This window comes from Mesorhizobium sp. M0207, from assembly GCF_040321995.1.
Classification (GTDB): domain Bacteria; phylum Pseudomonadota; class Alphaproteobacteria; order Rhizobiales; family Rhizobiaceae; genus Mesorhizobium.
Map to the genome: position 1 here is coordinate 1 of NZ_JAMYSQ010000049.1, position 17,993 is coordinate 17,993.

Below are 17,993 nucleotides of genomic sequence, written 5' to 3' on the forward strand. Positions count from 1 at the left end.
GTCTGCTTGTTCGCCCCGCATGGGTTCGCCACCGGGGGCCCCGGCGCCCCCCCCACCGCGCGGGTGTCCATATTCCCGTCTTCTGGCCCATTTCCGAAGCGGCGCGGGCCACCGGGGGGCGCCGCGCCCGTCTTTAGCCCCCCCGAAGTCTTGGCACCCCCCGAAAACGGCAATTCGAAATTCAGCGGTGCCATCACCGCACGTCCGTTGACAAGCTTGCCGTCGATGAGGTTCATCGGCGGCGAGCCGACGAAGCTTGCCACGTAGGTGTCGCGCGGATTGTTGTAGATCTCGTACGGCGTGCCGGTCTGGACGATGCGGCCATGGTTGAGCACGCCGACCTTGTCACCCATCGACATCGCCTCGATCTGATCGTGCGTCACGAACAGGAAGGTGGCGCCAAGCTGCATCTGCAGGTTCTTCAATTCGGTGCGCAGCGCTTCGCGCAATTTGGCGTCGAGCGCCGACAACGGCTCATCCATCAGGAATACCCTCGGCTTGCGCACGATGGCGCGGCCGATCGAGACGCGCTGCATCTCGCCGCCTGAAAGCCGGTCGGTCTTGCGGTCGAGTAGATGCTCGATCCGCAGCGTCCTGGCGGCGCGGTCGACGCGATCCTTGATCTCGGCATCGGGCAGCCGGCGGATTTTCGGCTTCAGCGGAAATTCGAGGTTTTGGCGTACGGTATAGCGCGGGTAGAGTGAATATTGCTGCAGCACCAGCGCCACGTCGCGCTCCGCCGCGCCCCAATCGGCGACATCGACGCCGTCGATCAAGACCTGACCTTCGCTCGGTTTTTCCAGGCCGGCAATCATGCGCAGCGTCGTCGTCTTGCCGGCGCCGGTCTCGCCGAGCAGGACGAAGAACTCGCCATCGGCGATGTCGAGATCGAGCCCGGTCAAGGCGGTGTGGTTGCCGAATTTCTTCGAGATGTTCTTGAGCTGGATGTGGGCCATCAGAGTCTCACTCCCAGCGATTTGCCGCTCGCCGTGTCGAAGAAATGCGCCTGGCCGGGATCGATTCTGACGAAGACTCTTTCGCCGGGGCCGCCGATGAAGCCGCTCTTGGTGCGCGCACGCAGCATCTTGGAGCCGACCTTGAGGTCGACGATGTCGAAGGAGCCGAGCGGCTCGACGATCTGCGTCTCCACCGGCAAGAACCCTTCGGCTGCTTCGCGGCGGACGAGGACGCCTTCCGGCCGGATGCCGAGCGCGAGTTGGCCGCCGGCATGGCCGTTGAGCTTCGACAGCAAGGCGCGCGGGAATTCGAAACCGGCGGCCGCATCGCCGACGGTGACTGAGGCCGACGAGGCTTTCTCGGTCACCGAAGCGTCGGCGACGTTCATCACCGGGCTGCCTACAAATTGCGCGACGAAAAGGTTCGCCGGATGCGAATAGACCTCGTCCGGCGAGCCAACCTGCTGCAGCACACCTTCATGCATGATGACGATGCGGTCGGCGAGGCTCATCGCCTCGATCTGGTCGTGGGTGACGTAGATGCTGGTCGAGCCCTGCTTGATGTGCAGCCGCTTGATCTCGGCCCGCATCTCCTCGCGCAGCTTGGCATCGAGCGCCCCGATCGGCTCGTCCATCAGCATCGCCTTCGGCCGCCGCACCAAGGCTCGGCCGATCGCCACGCGCTGCATGTCGCCGCCCGACAGCGCCGACGGTTTCTTGGCGAGGAGATCGCTGATCTGCAGCGTCTTGGCGACCGAGCGCACCTCGCTGTCGATCTCGGCCTTGCTCTTGCGCGTCGCCCTGAGCGGAAAGGCGATGTTCTCATAGACGCTCATATGCGGATAGAGCGAGAACGACTGGAAGACCATGGCGATATCGCGATCGGCGGCCTTGAGGTGCTGGACCGGCTTGCCGTCGATGAGGATGTCGCCGCCGTCGATCGTCTCCAGCCCGGCAATCGCCCTGAGCGTCGTCGTCTTCCCGCAGCCCGACTGGCCGAGCAGCACGATGAACTCGTTGTCGTCGATCTTCAGGTTGAGGTCCTTTATGACCTGCACGGCGCCGAAATATTTCTGGACGCCTCGAAGCTCGATCTGGGTCAATGCTGTGCCCCCGGATTTGCCCCTTGCCCGGTGCCGGCCTTCTCCTCCGGCGCGATCTTGGAGGTGATGTTGAAGCCGATCAGGCCGATCAGGATGATGGTCACGCCATAGCTGTGCAGCAGCATGTTCCACGGCTGGCAGAGCGCGATGATACCGAGCACCATCAGCACCTGGCTGCCCGGTTCGAGATATTTCTGGTTGATCTCGCGAAAGCTCATTTGCGGATCGCTCCAAACGACATGCCGCGCAACAGGTGATTACGGAGCAGGAAGGTGAAGATCGCGACCGGCAGCAGGAACAGGAAGGTTCCGGCGGCAATCACCGTCCAGTCCGGCAGGCCGGAACCGACCTGGCTGGGGATGAAGGGCGGTGCTGTCTGGGCACGGCGGCTGGTCATGATCAGTGCGAAGGCATATTCGTTCCACGCCGTGATAAAGCAGAACACGGCGGTGGCGGCGATGCCGGTGGCGGCCTCGGGCAGCACGATCTTGAAGAAGGCCTCCATGCGCGTATAGCCGTCGACGAGGGCCGCCTCCTCATACTCCTTGGGGATCTCGTCCATGAAGCCTTTCATCAGCCACACCGAGAAGGACAGGTTGAAGGCGGTGTAAAGGATGATCAGGCCGATATGGGAATCGTTGAGGCCGACCGCCCGGTACATCAGGAACATCGGAATGGCGACGACCACCGGCGGCAGCATGCGTGTCGACAGGATGAAGAACAGTAGGTCCGCCTCGCCTTTTACCTTGAAGCGCGAGAACCCATAGGCGGTGAAGGTGCCCATGCCGACGGCCAGGACGGTCGAGGTTATGGCAACGATCAGTGAGTTCATGAAACGGCTCGGATAGCCCGACCACTGCACCTGGCCCTTGCCGTCGCGCACGATCTTTTCGCCCCCATTGAAGACGACGCGCTCCCACCACGGCGCAGCCGCGTACTCCTCCGGCGACGGCGGGCTGCGCAGCTGCGAACGCTTGGTAAACAACTTGACGAAGGGCGATATCTCCGGCTGGAAAACCACCGTCGGCGGAATGGTGGTGGCGAGGTTGCGCGGCTTGAACGCCGTCGAGGCGATCCAGTAGATCGGCGCCAGGAAGATGATCGTCACCAGCAGGACAGCGACGATGGCGACCCGGTTGAAGGTGATTTCGGAAGAAGTGCGGACTGCGGCCATCTCAGCGCTCCTTCACCTTGTTGAGGTATTTGACATAGATGTTGGTGATCGCCAGCACCATGATCAGCACGATGTAGGCGAGCGCGCAGGAACGCCCGGTCTGCCATTCCTGGAACGCCATCTTGTAGAGCCGTATCGAGATCAGCTCGGCCGTCGGCTGGCTGGTCAGGATGTAGGCGAGGTCGAAGGTCTTGAACGCCTCCATGGTGCGGAAGATGACCGCGATCATCAGGATCGGCGCAACCAGCGGCAGCGTTATGCGGAAGAAGGTGTAGAACGGTCCGGCCCTGTCGATCGCGGCTGCCTCGTAGAGATGCTTGGGCACGGCCGACAGGCCGGCCAGCGACAACAGCATGACGAAGGGCGACCACATCCAGATGTCGGTCAGCGCGACCGCATAGAGCGCCATTTTCGGATTCGACAGCCATTCGAAGGTGCCGAGGCCCAGCGCATAATTGATGATGCCGAAGGACGGATCGTAGAGCAGCTTCCAGAACAGGCCGACGACGGCCATCGACAGCATCATCGGCAACAACAGGAGCGTCGTCAGCAGGCCCTTGAGCGGAATGTCGCGATTGAGCAGCATGGCCACGCCGAAGCCGACGAGCAGCTGGCCGGCGACCGAGATGATGACGTATTTTGCGGTGATGGCGAAGTTGGACCAGACATAGGGATCGCTGAGCAGGTCGCGATAGTTTTGCAGCCCGACGAAATTCGCCGCCGCGCTGGTCGAGGCGCGGAAATCGGTGAACGAATAGCCCAGCGAATAGATCAGCGGGAAGATGTTGAAGACGATCAGAAACAGGATCGTCGGGATGATGAAGAGATTGCGGATCGAAATGTCGCTTAGACCGCGAGCGGCGGCCCGCGAGGACCTGTCCAGCGTGGTGATCATCGTGGTCGCCAAGACTCTGCTCCCGGTTCAAAAATCAGAAAAAGAAACGGAGGAGGCACGAACGCCCCCTCCGTGAAACTTCATACTTATTGGCCGCGGCCGTATTTCTTGAAGGTCGCGTTCCAGTCGGCTGCCAGTGCGTCCAGCGTCTCCTTGGCGGTGCCTTCGCCGCCGATCATGTAAGGATAGATGCGCTGGTTAAGCTGCTGCAGCAGTTCCGCGTATTCCGGAACCGCCCAGAAGTCCTTGACCTTGAACATGGTCTCGTAGAACGCCTTGTTGTAGGGCGTGGCGTTCTGGAATTCGGGCGACTTGAGCACGGCGGCACTGCAGGTGTAGCCGCCAAGCGCTGCCCATTTCTTCTGGGTCTCATCCTTGATGAACCATTCCAGGAACTTCGTCGCCTCTTCCTGCTTCTGCGAGTAGGAAACGATGGAGATGCCCTGACCGCCGAGTGCGGCGAACTGGTCGCCGTTCGGGCCGGGAGGATTGGCGAAGAAACCGGTGTTCTTGGCGTTCGGGTTCGACGCCTCGTTGATCAACGAGGGGAAGAACGCGAAGTAGTTCATGCTCATCGCGGCCAGGTTTTCAGTGATCGCCTGGTTGTCCTCGACGAAGAACGACTTGGCCCAGCCCGGAGGCGTGAACTTGTAGAGTTCCTTGTAGGCGTCGAGCGCCGCGATCGCCTTGTCGGAGTTGATGAAGCCATCGACCTTGTAGGTCTTATAGTCACCCAGCTCGCCGCCGAAGGAGAACAGCGCGTTTTCGAAGCCCATCGCCATCGCGTCATAAGAATTGTCGGTGTAGATGGCGATGCCGTATCGCTTCTGATCCGGCCTGTAGAAGAATTCGGCGATGTCGCGTAGCGCCTTGAAGTCCTTCGGCACGTCGAGGTCGTAGCCATACTTGGCCTTGAAGGCTTCCTTTTCCTTCGGGTCTTCGAACCAGTCCTTGCGATAGGACCAGCCGACGGCGTCGCCTTCGAGCGGAATGGCCCAGTACTTGCCGCTGCCGCCCGGATATTCGGCATAGTATTTCACCGTGGCCGGTGCCATCACTTCACCGACCTTGTGCTTGTTGAAGAAGTCGGTCAGGTCGACATAGTGGCCCCCGGTCGAGCCAGCACCAAGCCATTGCGAGTCGCCGACGACCATATCGTAGGCGTCGCCATGGGCGTTGAACTCGGTGAAGGCCTTGGTCTGGAAGTCGGGCCACGGTGTGGTTTCCACCGTGATCTTGACGCCGGTTTCCTTCTCGTACTCGTTGCCGAGTTCCTGCAGGTAATTGGCCGGATCCCATTCCGCCCAGAAGATTGTAAGTTCCTTTTCCTGCGCGTAGCCGGCCGTTCCGCAGGCGAGCACTAGGCCGATACCAGCAAGCAAGCTGGTCATTGTCTTGCGCATAATGATTTCCTCCCTTGTGCGCATTCTACCGTTCATGAGAACCGGCATCGAGGCCGGCCCTGGTAGTCCTCCCGTGACGGCACCGTTTCGGTCTGTGAGCCTCCTCGCTCGACCGAAACGGATCTCAGCCTTCACCTTTGATCCGCTTTATTTGTCCTGATCTGGTATTACCAATTTAAGAGGAACGTCAAGCCCTTTCTTGGACGGTGGCGGACACGCAGACAAGTTGGCTTCTGCGATATCTGCCTGTTTTCCCTGAATTTTCCTACTCCTTGATACATGAATGCCTTACTTGGGCCGCTGCATCGCCAGTAGCATGAATAGCCAGGTTGAAAATCTGGTCGAACCAGATTGGCGTCATCTCACGGCGGTCGTCGGCGCGATCCCATCTCCTTCAATCATCGATTCGGTCATAGCCGCGCGCACAAGAGCGCCGGCCGCCCATTGCGCAACCGACATCATACTGCGGCTATCCAATCCCCATATATCTTTCAATACGATCAGCATCTCAACACCGAAGATCAATGACAGCGCCTGCGCGAGCCGCTTGAATTCGCGCGGCGGCAACCGGCCTTTGAGTGGCGCGATCGCATCTTTCAAAAGATCGACGCGATGGCCGCGGGTGAAGGCAGGTTCGCCGTCAAGCGTGCCTGCCTGTCGCTGCGCCCACTGGTCGAGCGACAGTTTCAGCGCCGCCTTGAACGTCGCTTCGAAGACCTCGATGCGCGGCATGGCGGTCTCGAACAGCTCGGCGACCCGGCGCTCGGGATCGGCAGAGCTCGATTTCCACGTAAGGATCGGCCCAAGCCCCTCATCGACCACCGCCTGCACCAACGCCGCCTGGCTCGGAAAATACCGATAGGCGGTGGCGCGCGAGACCTCCGCTGCCTCCGCCACCTCGCTGACGGAGGGCGTGGCGCCCGCCTGCATCAGCATTGTCGCCGTCTCCAGCATGAGACGCCTGGTGCGCGCGCGGGCCCCGCGCTCTACCTGGGGGTTCGGCCCTTGGCTGGCATCGTCGTCCATTGCCGCTTGTTGACGTGAGACATTCATGTCAATACGATACGCGTGTCTCAAAAAATTGCAATGGCCCTTGGCGCCGTCGAACGGCCGGGCAAAAAGGGGCGGCTGCGCCGAACACGCCCAAGACCGGGGAAACGCGATGAAGCGCATCTATGTGGTGGGCACCGCCGACACCAAGGGCGAGGAACTCGCATTTCTGGCCGATGCGGTCGCGGCTACCGGCGCTTCGATTGCCCGTGTCGACATCGGAACACGCGGCGCGACCGTGCCGGTCGATGTTTCGGCGGACGAGGTCGCCAGCCACCATTCCGAGGGTCGCAATGCCGTGCTCGGCGTCGACGATCGCGGCACCGCGGTGGCGGCGATGGCTGCCGCCTTTGCCCGGTTTGTCCAGTCGCGCAACGATATTGCCGGGATTATTGGCATTGGCGGCGGTGGCGGCACCTCGATCATCACCGCAGGCATGCGCACGCTGCCGCTCGGTCTGCCCAAGATCATGGTTTCGACGTTGGCCTCGGGTGACACCGCGCCTTACGTCGACGTCTCTGACATCGTCATGATGCCGTCGGTGACCGACATGGCCGGCCTCAACCGGCTTTCGCGTGTCGTGCTGCACAATGCCGCCCAGGCGATATCAGGCATGGCGACAAAGCCGGCGCCGCCGCCCGACGGCAAACCGTCCGTCGGCCTCACCATGTTCGGCGTCACCACGCCATGCGTGACCGCGATCGCCGATGAGCTTCGTTCGACTTATGACTGCATGGTCTTTCATGCCACCGGCACCGGCGGCCGCACCATGGAAAAATTGGCCGACAGCGGCCTGTTGTCCGGCGTCATCGACATCACAACGACCGAAGTCTGCGACTTGCTGTTTGGCGGCGTGCTGCCGGCGACCGAAGATCGCTTTGGCGCCATCGCCCGCACCGGGCTGCCTTATGTCGGCTCGGTCGGCGCTCTCGACATGGTCAATTTCTGGGCGCCGCCGACAATTCCGGAACGCTATCGCGGCCGGCTGTTCTATGAGCACAATCCAAACGTCACACTGATGCGCACCACTGCCGACGAAAGCAGAACGATCGGCGAATGGATCGGTACAAGGCTGAGCCTCTGCCAGGGTCCGGTTCGTTTCCTCATTCCGGAGAAAGGCGTGTCGGCGCTCGACATTGAAGGCGGCGCCTTCTTCGACCCTGAAGCCGATGCCGCTTTGTTCGAGGCGATCGAGCGTACCATCAAACCCGCCAAAACGCGGCGCGTGCTGCGTTTGCCGCTTCATATCAACGACCCCGAATTCGCCTGGGCTGCCACAACGGCCTTCCTCGACATCGCCAGACAGTGAGACACCAAGACATGGCCGCCATACCGCGCAAGAAAATCCTGGAGAAATTCCGCAAGATGATCGCGGACGGCGTGCCGATCGTCGGCGGCGGTGCCGGCACCGGCCTGTCGGCCAAGGCAGAGGAAGCCGGCGGCATCGACCTGATCATCATCTACAATTCGGGCCGCTACCGCATGGCCGGGCGCGGCTCGGCCGCCGGCCTGCTCGCCTATGGCAACGCCAACGAGATCGTCAAGGAAATGGCCTACGAAGTGCTGCCGGTAGTGAAGAAGACGCCGGTGCTGGCCGGCGTCAACGGCACCGATCCCTTCGTCATCATGCCGCTGCTTTTGGCCGAGTTGAAGACGATGGGTTTTTCCGGTGTGCAGAACTTTCCGACTATCGGCCTGTTCGACGGCCAGATGCGGCAGAGTTTTGAAGAAACCGGCATGGGCTTCGGGCTCGAGGTCGACATGATCGCCGAGGCTCACAAACTCGACCTGTTGACCACGCCCTATGTCTTCAACGCAGACGAGGCGCGCGCCATGACAACAGCTGGCGCCGACATCGTCGTCGCCCATATGGGGGTGACCACCGGCGGCTCGATTGGCGCGACATCGGCTAAATCGCTGGACGACTGTGTGAGCGAGATCGACGCCATCGCCAAAGCGGCACGCTCAGTGCGCGAGGATATGATCCTGCTTTGCCATGGCGGGCCGATCTCGATGCCGGACGACGCCAGATATGTTCTCGAGCGCTGCAAGGGCCTGCACGGGTTCTATGGCGCCAGTTCGATGGAGCGGCTGCCGGCGGAAGCCTCAATCGCCAGGCAGACGGCGGATTTCAAGGCGGTCACGTTCGGCGCTGCGTAGAGACCAGCAAACAGAAGGGTGGAACGATGACGGAGAACAGCAAGGTATTCGTATATCCAAAAGACGTCAGCGCCTTCGGCTTCGACTGGGGCAGGCTGTCGCTGACGGTCGCTCCCGAAGTGAACGGCGCAAAGCGATTTTCCGGTGGTGTCGTCGACCTACCGTCAGGCAAAGGCCATACGCGTCATAACCATCCGGGTGCGGAGGAGATCATCTTTGTCATCTCAGGCAATGGCGAGCAGATGGTCGAAGACGAGAAAGGCAACCCGGTCGTCGAGAAAGTCGGCCCCGGCTGCACCATCTATGTGCCGGAAAGCCGCTTCCACTCGACGCTCAATACCGGCGATGCGGCCATGCAGCTTTTCGTCGTCTATTCGCCGGCAGGGCCGGAACTGGCATTGCGGGAGTTGCCGGATTTCAGGTTGATCCCGCCGGGCAGATAATGTCACAGGCTGAGGCCAATCTTCATCGCACGAGCGACCCTTGCTAGGTTGTTAGTATCGCTTCCCAGAGCGAGCCTATCCGGCAAAGTGGGGACATCGCGCTCTGATCGGAAAGCATCCGGCGAAGGTAAGCGCGCCACCCAGTAGGACAAACAGTTTTCCGCTGCCTCCGGACCAAGCTGCCAGAGTACAAATCGAACAGCATTTTCAGGGAACATGAAGCCCGGAACTTCAGAACATGCGACCTGTTCGGCTAGTTTGCGCGGAACGTCGAAACGTTCGAAGAGCGGCAGGACAGTCGTTTGGATGTTGGCAACGATGTTCGCGATTTCAGCCTGGCGGGTATGCGGGTTTGCGATGTTCCATGTCCGCCGTCCCACTCCTTTATTGCCTTGCTGTAGACCGACGCATGCACGACGAGTTCGACGTACTCGCCGCCGACGTTCAGATAGTTTGATTGAAAGGAGATTTTGAATGCCCAGTCGCCGGCCCGACGACTCGCATGAGGACCGGTTTTCGCAAAGCGGAACGCAATCGGTTCGAACTCCATGGAGATCTGCTCGCACCCGTCGATAAAGACCTGCTTGGGCAGTTCGCGTTCCATATCGGCAAATGCTCGCTGGTGTGACCAATTGTTTGCTCGAACGAGGTAATCTCAAGAACGGGCTAGGTACCAGCGCCTAAGCCGCCCCCGCCCCTGTTCCAGCCCCGGCCCCGATCGCCGAACATGACGTAGCCGGCATCGGTCACCGCCACCGTATCCTCCAGCTTGATGAAGCCGCGCGTCGGGTGGAGCATGGTCGTCTCGACCGAAAGCACCATGTTCTTCTCCAGCGGCTTTGCGGCATAGGTGCCTTCATATGTCACCGGATGGTTGGTCATCAGGAACGGCGCTTCATGCGTGATCAGCCCCATGCCATGCGCGAAAAAATCAGTATAGGCCGCAACCTTGGATTTCTTCAGAACGCCTTCGGCATGAGAAATCATGTCACCGCCCAGCGTGCCCGCCTTGACCTTGGAGAAGGCCGCCTGCTGCACTGTCTCGATCTCGGCCAGCAGATCCTCGAGTTCGGCGTCAGGGTCGCCCAGCACGCCCATGCGGCAAAGATCGCCGATATAGCCGTGGTAGTTGCCGCCGGAATCGATCGACATCACTTCGCCCCGTTTCCACGCCTGCGGCGAGGCTGCGCGGTTGTGGCTGGAGCCTAGCGTCAACAGGCAATATTCGAAATGCGCGCCGCGATTGGTCTCCTCGCGCCTGAGATGTTCGATGATCTCGCTCTTTGTCGTGCCTTCGCGTGCCCAGCCGATGGTCGCCAGCATGGAATCGGTGATCAGCTCCGAAGCGATGCGCAGCTTTTCCAGCTCCGCCTCGGTTTTGATTGCCCGCATGCGCTCCAGCATATCAGTCGCATCGATCAGCTTGGCATCCGGCAGCGCGTTGCGGATCAGCATATAGGCGTCGGACGGCAGGAAGGCGGGCTCGATGCCGATGCGGGCATTGCCCTTGGTGATCTTTCGCAAATGCTCGACCGCCAGATTGGCGGCATCGAGCGTACCCCAGCAGGCGGCATGCAGTGTCGGCGTCCAGAATGGATGATTCTGGTGCTCGCCGCCTTCCATGCGGTTGCCGATGTAGGCGGCATGCTCCGGCCCACCTTTCTCATAGACGACGAAAGGCAGATAACGGCTGTGGCCGATTGCATCCATGGCGGCGAAGAAGATGAACTTGTAGCCGCCAAGCAGATATTGCGTGTTGTGCTTGGAGGTGGCGAGCAGCACGTCGATGCCGGCCTCCTCCATCAGCCCGTCCACCCTGGCCTGGTCGAACGGCACGCTGCCGACGGCATTCTTGCCTGGGGCAATGTTCATGTCTCTCTCCCTGAAATCCCTTAGCCGGCCGCTCGCCGGCACCGGCTTTTCCGGCTCTGAACCTCGGCTATGCTTAAATCTGCATCATTTTGCCCGATCTGGTCCAGCCAGAACGGGCGAACCAGCCCCAAAAGCTGCTCCACCTGCTGCACTTTACCCCAGCCTGGTCCTGCTAGAACCGCGCGTCGAACCGTTTTCTGTACAACTGGTCCAGCGGACGGAAATTTCAAAGCCACGTAGAGATGCGCCAATTCCGTCTTTGGCGAAACCCCGCACAAGGCCCATAATCAGCTTTGCAGGATGCTTACGAGCGTCCGAGGGGTACGGCGGACCCGGCTGGGTCCGCGGAGAGGACGGAGTTCGATCATGCCAGAGTTCACCATTTCCAGACGTACAATGCTGGCCGGTTCGGCGTTGCTGTTGGCCTCCACCGCCATGCCGACGATCGGCTCGGCGCAGACGCCGAGAAAGGGCGGACGACTGGTTGTCGCCGCCGATTCCGAGCCGCGCAATCTCAATCCGGCGATTGTCGCCTCGAACGGCGTCTTCTTCATCTCGAGCAAGATCGTGGAAACCTTGGCCGAGGCCTCCTTCAGCGGCAAGGACGGGCTCGATCCGCGGCTGGCGCTCAGCTGGGAAGGTGCCGCCGACGGCCTGTCGCTGACGTTCAAACTGCGCGAGGGCGTCAAATGGCATGATGGGAAGCCATTCACCTCAGCCGATGTCGCCTTCTCGGCGCTGCAAGTCTGGAAGCCGCTGCAGAATCTCGGCCGCACCGTGTTCAAGGATCTGGAGGCCGTCGACACGCCGGACGAAACCACCGCCGTGTTCAAATTCGCCAAGCCGACACCGTTCCAGCTGATCCGCAACGCCTTGCCGGCGCTGAGCAGCGTGGTGCCCAAGCACATCTACGAGACCGGAAAGATCGAGGACAACCCGGCCAACAACGCCCCGGTCGGCACCGGACCGTTCAAATTTGCCGAACACAAGCCCGGCGAATATTACCGGCTGGAGAAGAACACCGACTATTGGGGCAAGGACGAGCCCTATCTCGACGAGATCATCTATCAGGTGCTGCCGGACCGCACGTCGGCGGCCAGCGCCCTGGAAGCCGAAGAGATCCAGCTCGCCGCCTTCTCCGCCGTGCCCCTGGCCGATCTCGACCGCATCTCCAAAGTGCCCGGTCTCAAGGTGATCACCAAGGGTTATGAAGGGCTGACCTACCAGCTCGTCGTTGAGATCAATCATCGCCGCAAGGAGCTGGCCGACCTGAAAGTACGCCAGGCGATCGCTCACGCCATCGACAAGGATTTCGTCGTCAAGACGGTATTCCTTGGCTATGCCGCCACCGCCACTGGCCCGGTGCCGAAAAACGACCCGCAATTCTACACCGCCGACGTGCCGACCTACGCTTTCGACGTCGCCAAGGCCAACGCCTTGCTTGACGAGGCCGGCTACAGCCGGGGCGATGACGGCAAGCGCTTTTCATTGAGATTGCTGCCGGCGCCTTACTTCAACGAAACCAAGCAGTTCGGCGACTATCTGCGCCAGGCGCTCGCCGTCATTGGCATCGACGCCCAGTTGGTCAACAACGACTCTGCCGCGCACATCAAGGCGGTTTACACCGACCACGCCTTCGACCTTGCGGTCGGGCCGCCGGTGTTCCGCGGCGATCCAGCGATCTCGACCACCATCCTGGTGCAGAGCGGTATTCCCGACGGCGTGCCCTTCTCCAACCAGGGTGGCTACAAGAATGCCGATCTCGACGCCCTGATCGCCAAGGCATCGGAGACGCTCGACACCGCCGCCCGCACCGAACTCTACAAGGAGTTCCAGAGAAAAGTTGCCGCCGACCTGCCGCTGATCAACGTCGCCGAATGGAGTTTCATCAGCGTCGCCCGCGATACGGTCAACAACATCGCTAACAACCCGCGCTGGGCAGTATCGAACTGGGCGGACACTTGGCTCGCGGGGTAAGGAAGTCTCTCCAGACTTGCGTGCCGCTTGTGTGGGTGCTCAGCTTCAGCGATGAGAGCTTTTTCGCGCCCCCCTCTGTCCTGCCCTCTTTGCCACCACTTGGCATCTCCCCCACGAGGGGGGAGATCGGCTGTCATTGTCGCTTTCGCCAATCTCCAGCGTTGCAAGACGGCCGGCAACGCCGAAACTGCCAATCTCCCTCCTTGTGGGGGAGATGTCCGGCAGGACAGAGGGGGGCGCCGTAGAGGGCGGCACCGAAGACTTGGCTCTCCTATCGGCGTTGCGCCATGACCCGCGCCGTCATCCTCCTTCGCCGCCGTCTCGTCGGCAGCATCTTCGTGCTACTGATTGTCGTCATCGGCACGTTCCTGTTGCTCGAAGCCGCTCCCGGCGACGCGGTCGATGCCTACATCGTCTCGACCGGCGGCGACGCCGGCATGATCGAGCTGTTGCGTCACCGCTGGGGGCTCGACCAGTCGGAGCTGACGCGGCTCGCCAATTATCTTTGGGCGCTGCTGCATCTCGATCTCGGCCAATCGGTCACCTTTTCGCGGCCGATCCGCGATGTCATCCTCGAACGCCTGCCCAACACGCTGCTGTTGATGGGCAGCGCCACCGCGCTCTCCTTCGGCCTCGGCTCGGCGCTCGGCATCTATGCCGGCGCCAGACCCGGCAGCTTCCGCGATCGCTTCCTGTCCATCGGTTCGCTGGCGCTCTATGCCGTGCCGGGCTTCTGGCTCGGGCTTGTGCTGATCATTGTCTTCGCCGTCGACCTGCGCTGGTTTCCGATCGGCGGCATCGAGAGTATCGCCTCGGCCAAGAGCGGCCTCGATCGCGCCGCCGACATCGCCCGCCATCTCGTCCTGCCGGTTTCGGCGCTCGGCTTCATTTATCTCGCGCTCTATCTGCGCATGATGCGCGCCGGCATGGCCGAGGTGTGGCGGCAGGACTTTGTGCTGGCCGCCCGTGCCAGGGGACTTTCCCGCCGTCGCATCGTGCTCGCTCACGTCGCCCGTAACGCGCTGTTGCCGCTGGTCACCATGTTCGGCCTGCAGTCGGCGCAAATGCTGGGCGGCAGCGTCGTCATCGAGAGCGTCTTTTCCGTCCCCGGCCTCGGCCGGCTGGCGCAGGAAGCGGTGGCCGCGCGGGATACCCCACTACTGCTCGGCATTATTCTCACCAGCGCTGTCCTGGTCGTCATCATCAACCTTCTCGTCGACATCGCCTACGCCTTCCTCGATCCGCGCGTCGGCGCCAGTGAGGCCGGCGCGTGAGCCCGCTTCGCCGCTTTCTCCGGACCCCGGAAGCGATCGCCGGCGCGGTCATCCTGGCGGCGCTGTTTGCCGTGGCGCTTGCCGCACCTTTGTTCTTTCCCGGCGATCCGCAGGCGATTGCCGGGCCGGCGTTGCTGCCGCCGTTCCAGGACTGGTCGTTGCCACTCGGCACCGACCGCCTCGGCCGCAACGTGCTTGCCGAGCTTTTCCACGGCGCCCGCACCTCGCTGGCGGTCGGGCTGGCAGCAGCCGCCGCCGCCCTTGCCGTCGGTGCCGTGATCGGCACGTTGGCCGGCTTTGCCGGCGGTCTTGTCGACGAGATGCTGATGCGCATCACCGACGCTTTCCAGACCGTCCCAGCCTTTCTGCTGGCTTTGGCTTTCGTCAGCATCGTCGGGCCGTCGCTCGGCGTCATCGTCGCTGCGATCGCGCTGGGCGCCTGGACCGGACCGGCACGCGTGGCGCGCGCCGAAGTGCTGTCGATCCGCGAGCGCGATTTTGTTGCCGGCGCCCGCGTCATCGGCATGCATCCGCTGGAGATCGCCTTTCGCGAGGTGCTCCCCAATGCGCTGCCGCCGGTAATGGCTTTGTCGTCGGTGATCGTCGCCGCGGCGATTCTCACCGAAGCGGCATTGTCCTTCCTCGGCCTTGGCGACCCCAACCGCGTAACCTGGGGCGGCATGATCGCCGAAGGCCGCGCCGTGCTGCGCACCGCGCCCTTCCTGTCGATCATTCCGGGCGTAGCGCTCGTGCTGACCGTGCTCGGCGTCTATCTCACCGGCGAAGGCGTCGTCGAGACCACGGCGATGAGGAGGAGCCTGTCGTGACGGCGCTTGCTTCGATTCGCAGTCTGACGGTGACCTATCGCCGCGACGGCGCCGAGGTGGCGGCGCTAAAGAATGTCAGCCTCGACATCCCCGCCGGCGAGCGCTTTGCCATCATCGGCGAGAGCGGTTCCGGCAAGAGCACGCTGGCGCTAGCCATTGCCGGGCTGCTGCCGGCCACTGCCAAGATCGAAGGCCGTATCGATTGGCTCTTGCGCCCGCCACCAATGTTTGGTGCCAAGGCACCTGCCGGTCTTCGCGACCATGCTCCAATCGGTGGCCGTGACATCGGCTTTATTTTCCAGGACCCATCCGCAAGTCTCGATCCGGTGATGCCAATAGGCAAGCAGATCGCGGAAGTCGCCTACACCCATCTCGGCCTCAGTTGGCGAGACGCCTATGCCAAGGCAAAAACCCTGCTCGAACGGGTCCGTCTGCCCGACCCCGATGTCGCTTTGCGTGCCTTTCCACATCAGCTCTCCGGCGGCCAGAAGCAGCGCGTGGCGATCGCCGCAGCGATTGCGGCCGGGCCGAAACTGCTGATCGCCGACGAGGCGACCAGTGCGCTGGACACCATCGTGCAGGCCGAGATTGTCGGGCTGATCCGGCGACTGGTGGCCGAGGACGGTATGACGCTGCTGTTCATCAGCCACGACATTGCGCTGGCCGCTGAGCTTGCAGAGCGCATAGCGGTGTTCCGGCATGGCGAGCTGCTCGAGCTCGATTCGACAGCCCAAATCGTCAATGCCCCGCGGCACGCATACACTCGTGTGCTGCTTGACGCTCATCTCGGCCTCGACGCCGAGCCGCTGTTGCGGCGAACATGACCGACCCACTGCTCGCCGTTTCCGGCCTGACCAAACGATACAGTCGCGGCGGCATGACCATCGCCGCGGTCGACGACGTCTCCTTCCACATCGACCCCGGCGAGACGCTGGCGCTGGCCGGACCTTCCGGCAGCGGCAAGTCGACGATAGCTCGTCTAGTGCTCCGGCTCATCGAATTCGATACCGGCCGTATCGAATTTGAAGGCAGCGATTTCCTGTCGCTGAACGGCGCTGCCTTGCGCGGCCGGCGCACTCGTCTTCAGATGGTGTTTCAGGATCCGCTCGCCGCCTTGAACCCACGCGCCACAGTCGCGCGTGTGCTCGACGACCCCTTGCGCATCCATCACATTGCCTCTGGCCCCGAGCGCCCGCGCCGTATTGCAGCTCTGCTGGAACGCGTCGGCCTCAGCCCCGGTCTCGCCGGCCGCGCCATTCACGAAATTTCCGGCGGCCAACGCCAGCGCGTTGCAATCGCCCGGGCCATCGCCACGAAACCGTCGCTGGTCGTGCTCGACGAGGCCGTGTCGGCGCTCGACGTTTCGGTTCGCGCGCAGATCCTGCGGCTGCTGCTCGACCTTCAACGCGAGGAGCGCATCGCCTATCTGTTCATTTCGCACGATCTCGGCGTCGTCCGTGCCATCGCCCACCGCATCGCCATTCTGGACGGCGGGCGGATTGCCGAGCGCGGCGATGCCCGCACCGTCATCGACGCGCCGCAATCCGCGATCGGCAAGGCGCTGGTGGCGGCAGCGCCAAGACTTTCGAGGATCGAACAGGACGCATCATGACCGACGCCGAAGCCAGAGCCGAAAAACTGTCGCGCGAACTCGATTCCGCCTTCCGCAACCGTGCCGATCTCTATCGTCTGTTGCTCGACGAGCTGACCGCGGAAGTTGGCGCGGAAAAGGCTGAGGCGATCATGATCCGCACCATCGAACGGCGAGGCAGGGAGGTTGCGGCGGCGGCCTTCGCCGATTTCGGCCCCAACGACGCACCGGCGATTGGCGAGGCGTTCCTGGCCGTCAGCCCGGATGGCGGCCGCATGTATCCGACCGATGTCGAACGCGGCCCGGACCGCATCGCCTTCAGAGTCAGGCGCTGCCCGCTGAAGGACGCCTGGGTCGAAGCCGGCATCGACGACGAGAAGCTCGCCACGCTCTGCCGCATCGCCGGCGCCTTCGATCGCGGCCTGTTCGAGGCCACCGGAGTGCGCTTCGACAACGTCACCTGGACGGCGGGCCACGGTTCCGGCTGCTGCCACATCGCCTTGACCAACCGCGATGCCGGTTAGAGCTGCAGCTCGAGCCATGTCGGCGAAGAAGTAGAGTTCCGTTCCGTTGGGCAGCACGGAGCCAAACACCCCGGCGCCATAAGGCAAGCGGGGATTTTGATGTGTGCATTGCAAGGAATTCGTGCGGACAGTATCTGCCTCGGTGTCCCGCTGTGTCGGCTTCGTTGCTAAGTGTCCGGGTTGCTAAGTGTCCGGCCGGAGACGTCTTTGTGGGTTCATGGTTGTGGCCTCGAGCCACGGCAATCAAATCAATCCGAGATTCTGTCGGATTGCGGCATCCTTGTTCGTCTTCTGTAGGGGAGTTCCTGGAGGTGAACTATGAGCGAATTGCCGGTGGTCAAAACGCGACGCAAAGGCAAGACCCTTACGCAGAGCATGCTGATCCCAACCGAGAAAATGGTCGCTGACGAACTCCGGGCTGCAGGACCTGGGCACTTTTCGGACCTTGCAGAGTTACGACGTAAGCTCGCGGCAAAATACGGAGCAGACGCCTGCTGCCCAGTGACTGTGCGGCGGCACCTGGTGCATATCAGTCAAGACGGCAGCGCGCCCTTTTGGCGCGTCGCAAATCCCGATCGGCCATTCGCCCGACGTATGAGAGGTGGATCGGAGCACATACGCGAAAAATTGGCCGCTAAAGTGTACGCATCCGGTGAAGACCGCAGACGTGCGCATCCGGCAGCCAGGAGAACCTGAGCACCGGAGTGCTGGGGTCAAGCTTTCTTTGGGGAGACGCGATGATAT

Annotated in this window: 18 protein-coding genes; 9 read left to right on the plus strand and 9 right to left on the minus strand. The window is 62.1% G+C overall.

What is annotated here, in order from left to right; translation table 11 throughout:
• The 7 genes from NKJ15_RS32050 to NKJ15_RS32080 form a co-directional block, all read right to left on the minus strand.
• Positions 1–956 (minus strand): ABC transporter ATP-binding protein (locus NKJ15_RS32050; protein WP_352819698.1); only part of this gene is annotated, 956 nt, incomplete at its 3' end.
• Complete coding sequence (locus NKJ15_RS32055; RefSeq protein ID WP_352474867.1) at positions 956–2,059, minus strand: ABC transporter ATP-binding protein; 1,104 nt, start codon at positions 2,057–2,059, stop codon at positions 956–958. The genes NKJ15_RS32055 and NKJ15_RS32050, both read right to left, overlap by 1 nt.
• Positions 2,056–2,277, minus strand: a complete 222-nt coding sequence (locus NKJ15_RS32060) for a hypothetical protein (protein ID WP_352474866.1) — start codon at positions 2,275–2,277, stop codon at positions 2,056–2,058. Before NKJ15_RS32060 ends, NKJ15_RS32055 begins: the two co-directional genes overlap by 4 nt.
• Positions 2,274–3,233 carry a carbohydrate ABC transporter permease gene (locus NKJ15_RS32065; RefSeq protein WP_292661213.1) on the minus strand — a complete coding sequence of 320 codons (960 nt, stop codon included), beginning with the start codon at positions 3,231–3,233 and terminating at the stop codon, positions 2,274–2,276. Before NKJ15_RS32065 ends, NKJ15_RS32060 begins: the two co-directional genes overlap by 4 nt.
• A 1-nt stretch (position 3,234) precedes the next feature.
• Complete coding sequence (locus NKJ15_RS32070) at positions 3,235–4,140, minus strand: carbohydrate ABC transporter permease (protein WP_254816733.1); 906 nt, start codon at positions 4,138–4,140, stop codon at positions 3,235–3,237.
• 74 nt (positions 4,141–4,214) lie between these two features.
• Positions 4,215–5,531: an ABC transporter substrate-binding protein gene (locus tag NKJ15_RS32075; protein WP_352819700.1), complete on the minus strand. Its 1,317-nt coding sequence runs from the start codon at positions 5,529–5,531 to the stop codon at positions 4,215–4,217.
• Between the two features lie 357 nt (positions 5,532–5,888).
• Positions 5,889–6,584 carry a TetR/AcrR family transcriptional regulator gene (locus NKJ15_RS32080; protein ID WP_502906966.1) on the minus strand — a complete coding sequence of 232 codons (696 nt, stop codon included), beginning with the start codon at positions 6,582–6,584 and terminating at the stop codon, positions 5,889–5,891.
• Between the two features lie 109 nt (positions 6,585–6,693).
• Here NKJ15_RS32080 and NKJ15_RS32085 point away from each other — a divergent pair, with 109 nt between their 5' ends.
• The 3 genes from NKJ15_RS32085 to NKJ15_RS32095 are packed head-to-tail and all read left to right on the plus strand — an operon-like array spanning position 6,694 to position 9,184.
• Positions 6,694–7,890 carry a Tm-1-like ATP-binding domain-containing protein gene (locus NKJ15_RS32085; protein ID WP_352539466.1) on the plus strand — a complete coding sequence of 399 codons (1,197 nt, stop codon included), beginning with the start codon at positions 6,694–6,696 and terminating at the stop codon, positions 7,888–7,890.
• A gap of 11 nt (positions 7,891–7,901) precedes the next feature.
• The gene (locus NKJ15_RS32090) at positions 7,902–8,741 is read left to right on the plus strand and encodes a phosphoenolpyruvate hydrolase family protein (protein ID WP_352474864.1); all 840 of its coding nucleotides are present in this window, start codon (positions 7,902–7,904) and stop codon (positions 8,739–8,741) included.
• A 26-nt stretch (positions 8,742–8,767) separates the two neighbouring features.
• Positions 8,768–9,184, plus strand: a complete 417-nt coding sequence (locus tag NKJ15_RS32095) for a cupin domain-containing protein (protein WP_352539467.1) — start codon at positions 8,768–8,770, stop codon at positions 9,182–9,184.
• A gap of 253 nt (positions 9,185–9,437) precedes the next feature.
• Here NKJ15_RS32095 and NKJ15_RS32100 read toward each other — a convergent pair whose 3' ends face one another.
• Together NKJ15_RS32100 and NKJ15_RS32105 are read right to left on the minus strand one after the other, a co-directional pair.
• A complete protein-coding gene (locus tag NKJ15_RS32100; RefSeq protein ID WP_352539468.1) occupies positions 9,438–9,788 on the minus strand; it encodes a hypothetical protein in 351 nt (116 codons plus the stop codon).
• Positions 9,789–9,850: 62 nt separating this feature from the next.
• Positions 9,851–11,056, minus strand: a complete 1,206-nt coding sequence (locus NKJ15_RS32105; RefSeq protein WP_352539469.1) for a M24 family metallopeptidase — start codon at positions 11,054–11,056, stop codon at positions 9,851–9,853.
• A gap of 366 nt (positions 11,057–11,422) precedes the next feature.
• Between NKJ15_RS32105 and NKJ15_RS32110 the strand changes: the two genes are divergently transcribed.
• From NKJ15_RS32110 to NKJ15_RS32135, 6 genes are all read left to right on the plus strand, one after another.
• On the plus strand, positions 11,423–13,033 hold the full coding sequence (locus NKJ15_RS32110) for an ABC transporter substrate-binding protein (protein ID WP_352819702.1): 1,611 nt from the start codon (positions 11,423–11,425) through the stop codon (positions 13,031–13,033).
• 287 nt (positions 13,034–13,320) lie between these two features.
• Positions 13,321–14,307: an ABC transporter permease gene (locus tag NKJ15_RS32115; RefSeq protein WP_352819704.1), complete on the plus strand. Its 987-nt coding sequence runs from the start codon at positions 13,321–13,323 to the stop codon at positions 14,305–14,307.
• A complete protein-coding gene (locus NKJ15_RS32120; RefSeq protein ID WP_352448411.1) occupies positions 14,304–15,134 on the plus strand; it encodes an ABC transporter permease in 831 nt (276 codons plus the stop codon). The genes NKJ15_RS32115 and NKJ15_RS32120 overlap by 4 nt, the downstream gene beginning before the upstream one ends.
• A complete protein-coding gene (locus tag NKJ15_RS32125) occupies positions 15,131–15,958 on the plus strand; it encodes an ABC transporter ATP-binding protein (RefSeq protein WP_352539471.1) in 828 nt (275 codons plus the stop codon). The genes NKJ15_RS32120 and NKJ15_RS32125 overlap by 4 nt, the downstream gene beginning before the upstream one ends.
• The gene (locus NKJ15_RS32130) at positions 15,955–16,746 is read left to right on the plus strand and encodes an ATP-binding cassette domain-containing protein (RefSeq protein ID WP_352819707.1); all 792 of its coding nucleotides are present in this window, start codon (positions 15,955–15,957) and stop codon (positions 16,744–16,746) included. The genes NKJ15_RS32125 and NKJ15_RS32130 overlap by 4 nt, the downstream gene beginning before the upstream one ends.
• Positions 16,743–17,249, plus strand: a complete 507-nt coding sequence (locus tag NKJ15_RS32135) for an L-2-amino-thiazoline-4-carboxylic acid hydrolase (protein ID WP_352474855.1) — start codon at positions 16,743–16,745, stop codon at positions 17,247–17,249. The genes NKJ15_RS32130 and NKJ15_RS32135 overlap by 4 nt, the downstream gene beginning before the upstream one ends.
• Positions 17,250–17,993 lie beyond the last annotated feature (744 nt).

What these genes read in the sequence shown, in the direction of transcription:
- NKJ15_RS32060 (WP_352474866.1), bottom strand. Translation starts at nt 2,277, where the DNA reads ATGAGCTTTCGCGAGATCAACCAGAAATATCTCGAACCGGGCAGCCAG.
- NKJ15_RS32065 (WP_292661213.1), bottom strand. Translation starts at nt 3,233, where the DNA reads ATGGCCGCAGTCCGCACTTCTTCCGAAATCACCTTCAACCGGGTCGCC.
- NKJ15_RS32075 (WP_352819700.1), bottom strand. Translation starts at nt 5,531, where the DNA reads ATGCGCAAGACAATGACCAGCTTGCTTGCTGGTATCGGCCTAGTGCTC.
- NKJ15_RS32080 (WP_502906966.1), bottom strand. Translation starts at nt 6,584, where the DNA reads ATGAATGTCTCACGTCAACAAGCGGCAATGGACGACGATGCCAGCCAA.
- NKJ15_RS32085 (WP_352539466.1), top strand. Translation starts at nt 6,694, where the DNA reads ATGAAGCGCATCTATGTGGTGGGCACCGCCGACACCAAGGGCGAGGAA.
- NKJ15_RS32090 (WP_352474864.1), top strand. Translation starts at nt 7,902, where the DNA reads ATGGCCGCCATACCGCGCAAGAAAATCCTGGAGAAATTCCGCAAGATG.
- NKJ15_RS32095 (WP_352539467.1), top strand. Translation starts at nt 8,768, where the DNA reads ATGACGGAGAACAGCAAGGTATTCGTATATCCAAAAGACGTCAGCGCC.
- NKJ15_RS32100 (WP_352539468.1), bottom strand. Translation starts at nt 9,788, where the DNA reads ATGGAACGCGAACTGCCCAAGCAGGTCTTTATCGACGGGTGCGAGCAG.
- NKJ15_RS32105 (WP_352539469.1), bottom strand. Translation starts at nt 11,056, where the DNA reads ATGAACATTGCCCCAGGCAAGAATGCCGTCGGCAGCGTGCCGTTCGAC.
- NKJ15_RS32110 (WP_352819702.1), top strand. Translation starts at nt 11,423, where the DNA reads ATGCCAGAGTTCACCATTTCCAGACGTACAATGCTGGCCGGTTCGGCG.
- NKJ15_RS32115 (WP_352819704.1), top strand. Translation starts at nt 13,321, where the DNA reads ATGACCCGCGCCGTCATCCTCCTTCGCCGCCGTCTCGTCGGCAGCATC.
- NKJ15_RS32130 (WP_352819707.1), top strand. Translation starts at nt 15,955, where the DNA reads ATGACCGACCCACTGCTCGCCGTTTCCGGCCTGACCAAACGATACAGT.
- NKJ15_RS32135 (WP_352474855.1), top strand. Translation starts at nt 16,743, where the DNA reads ATGACCGACGCCGAAGCCAGAGCCGAAAAACTGTCGCGCGAACTCGAT.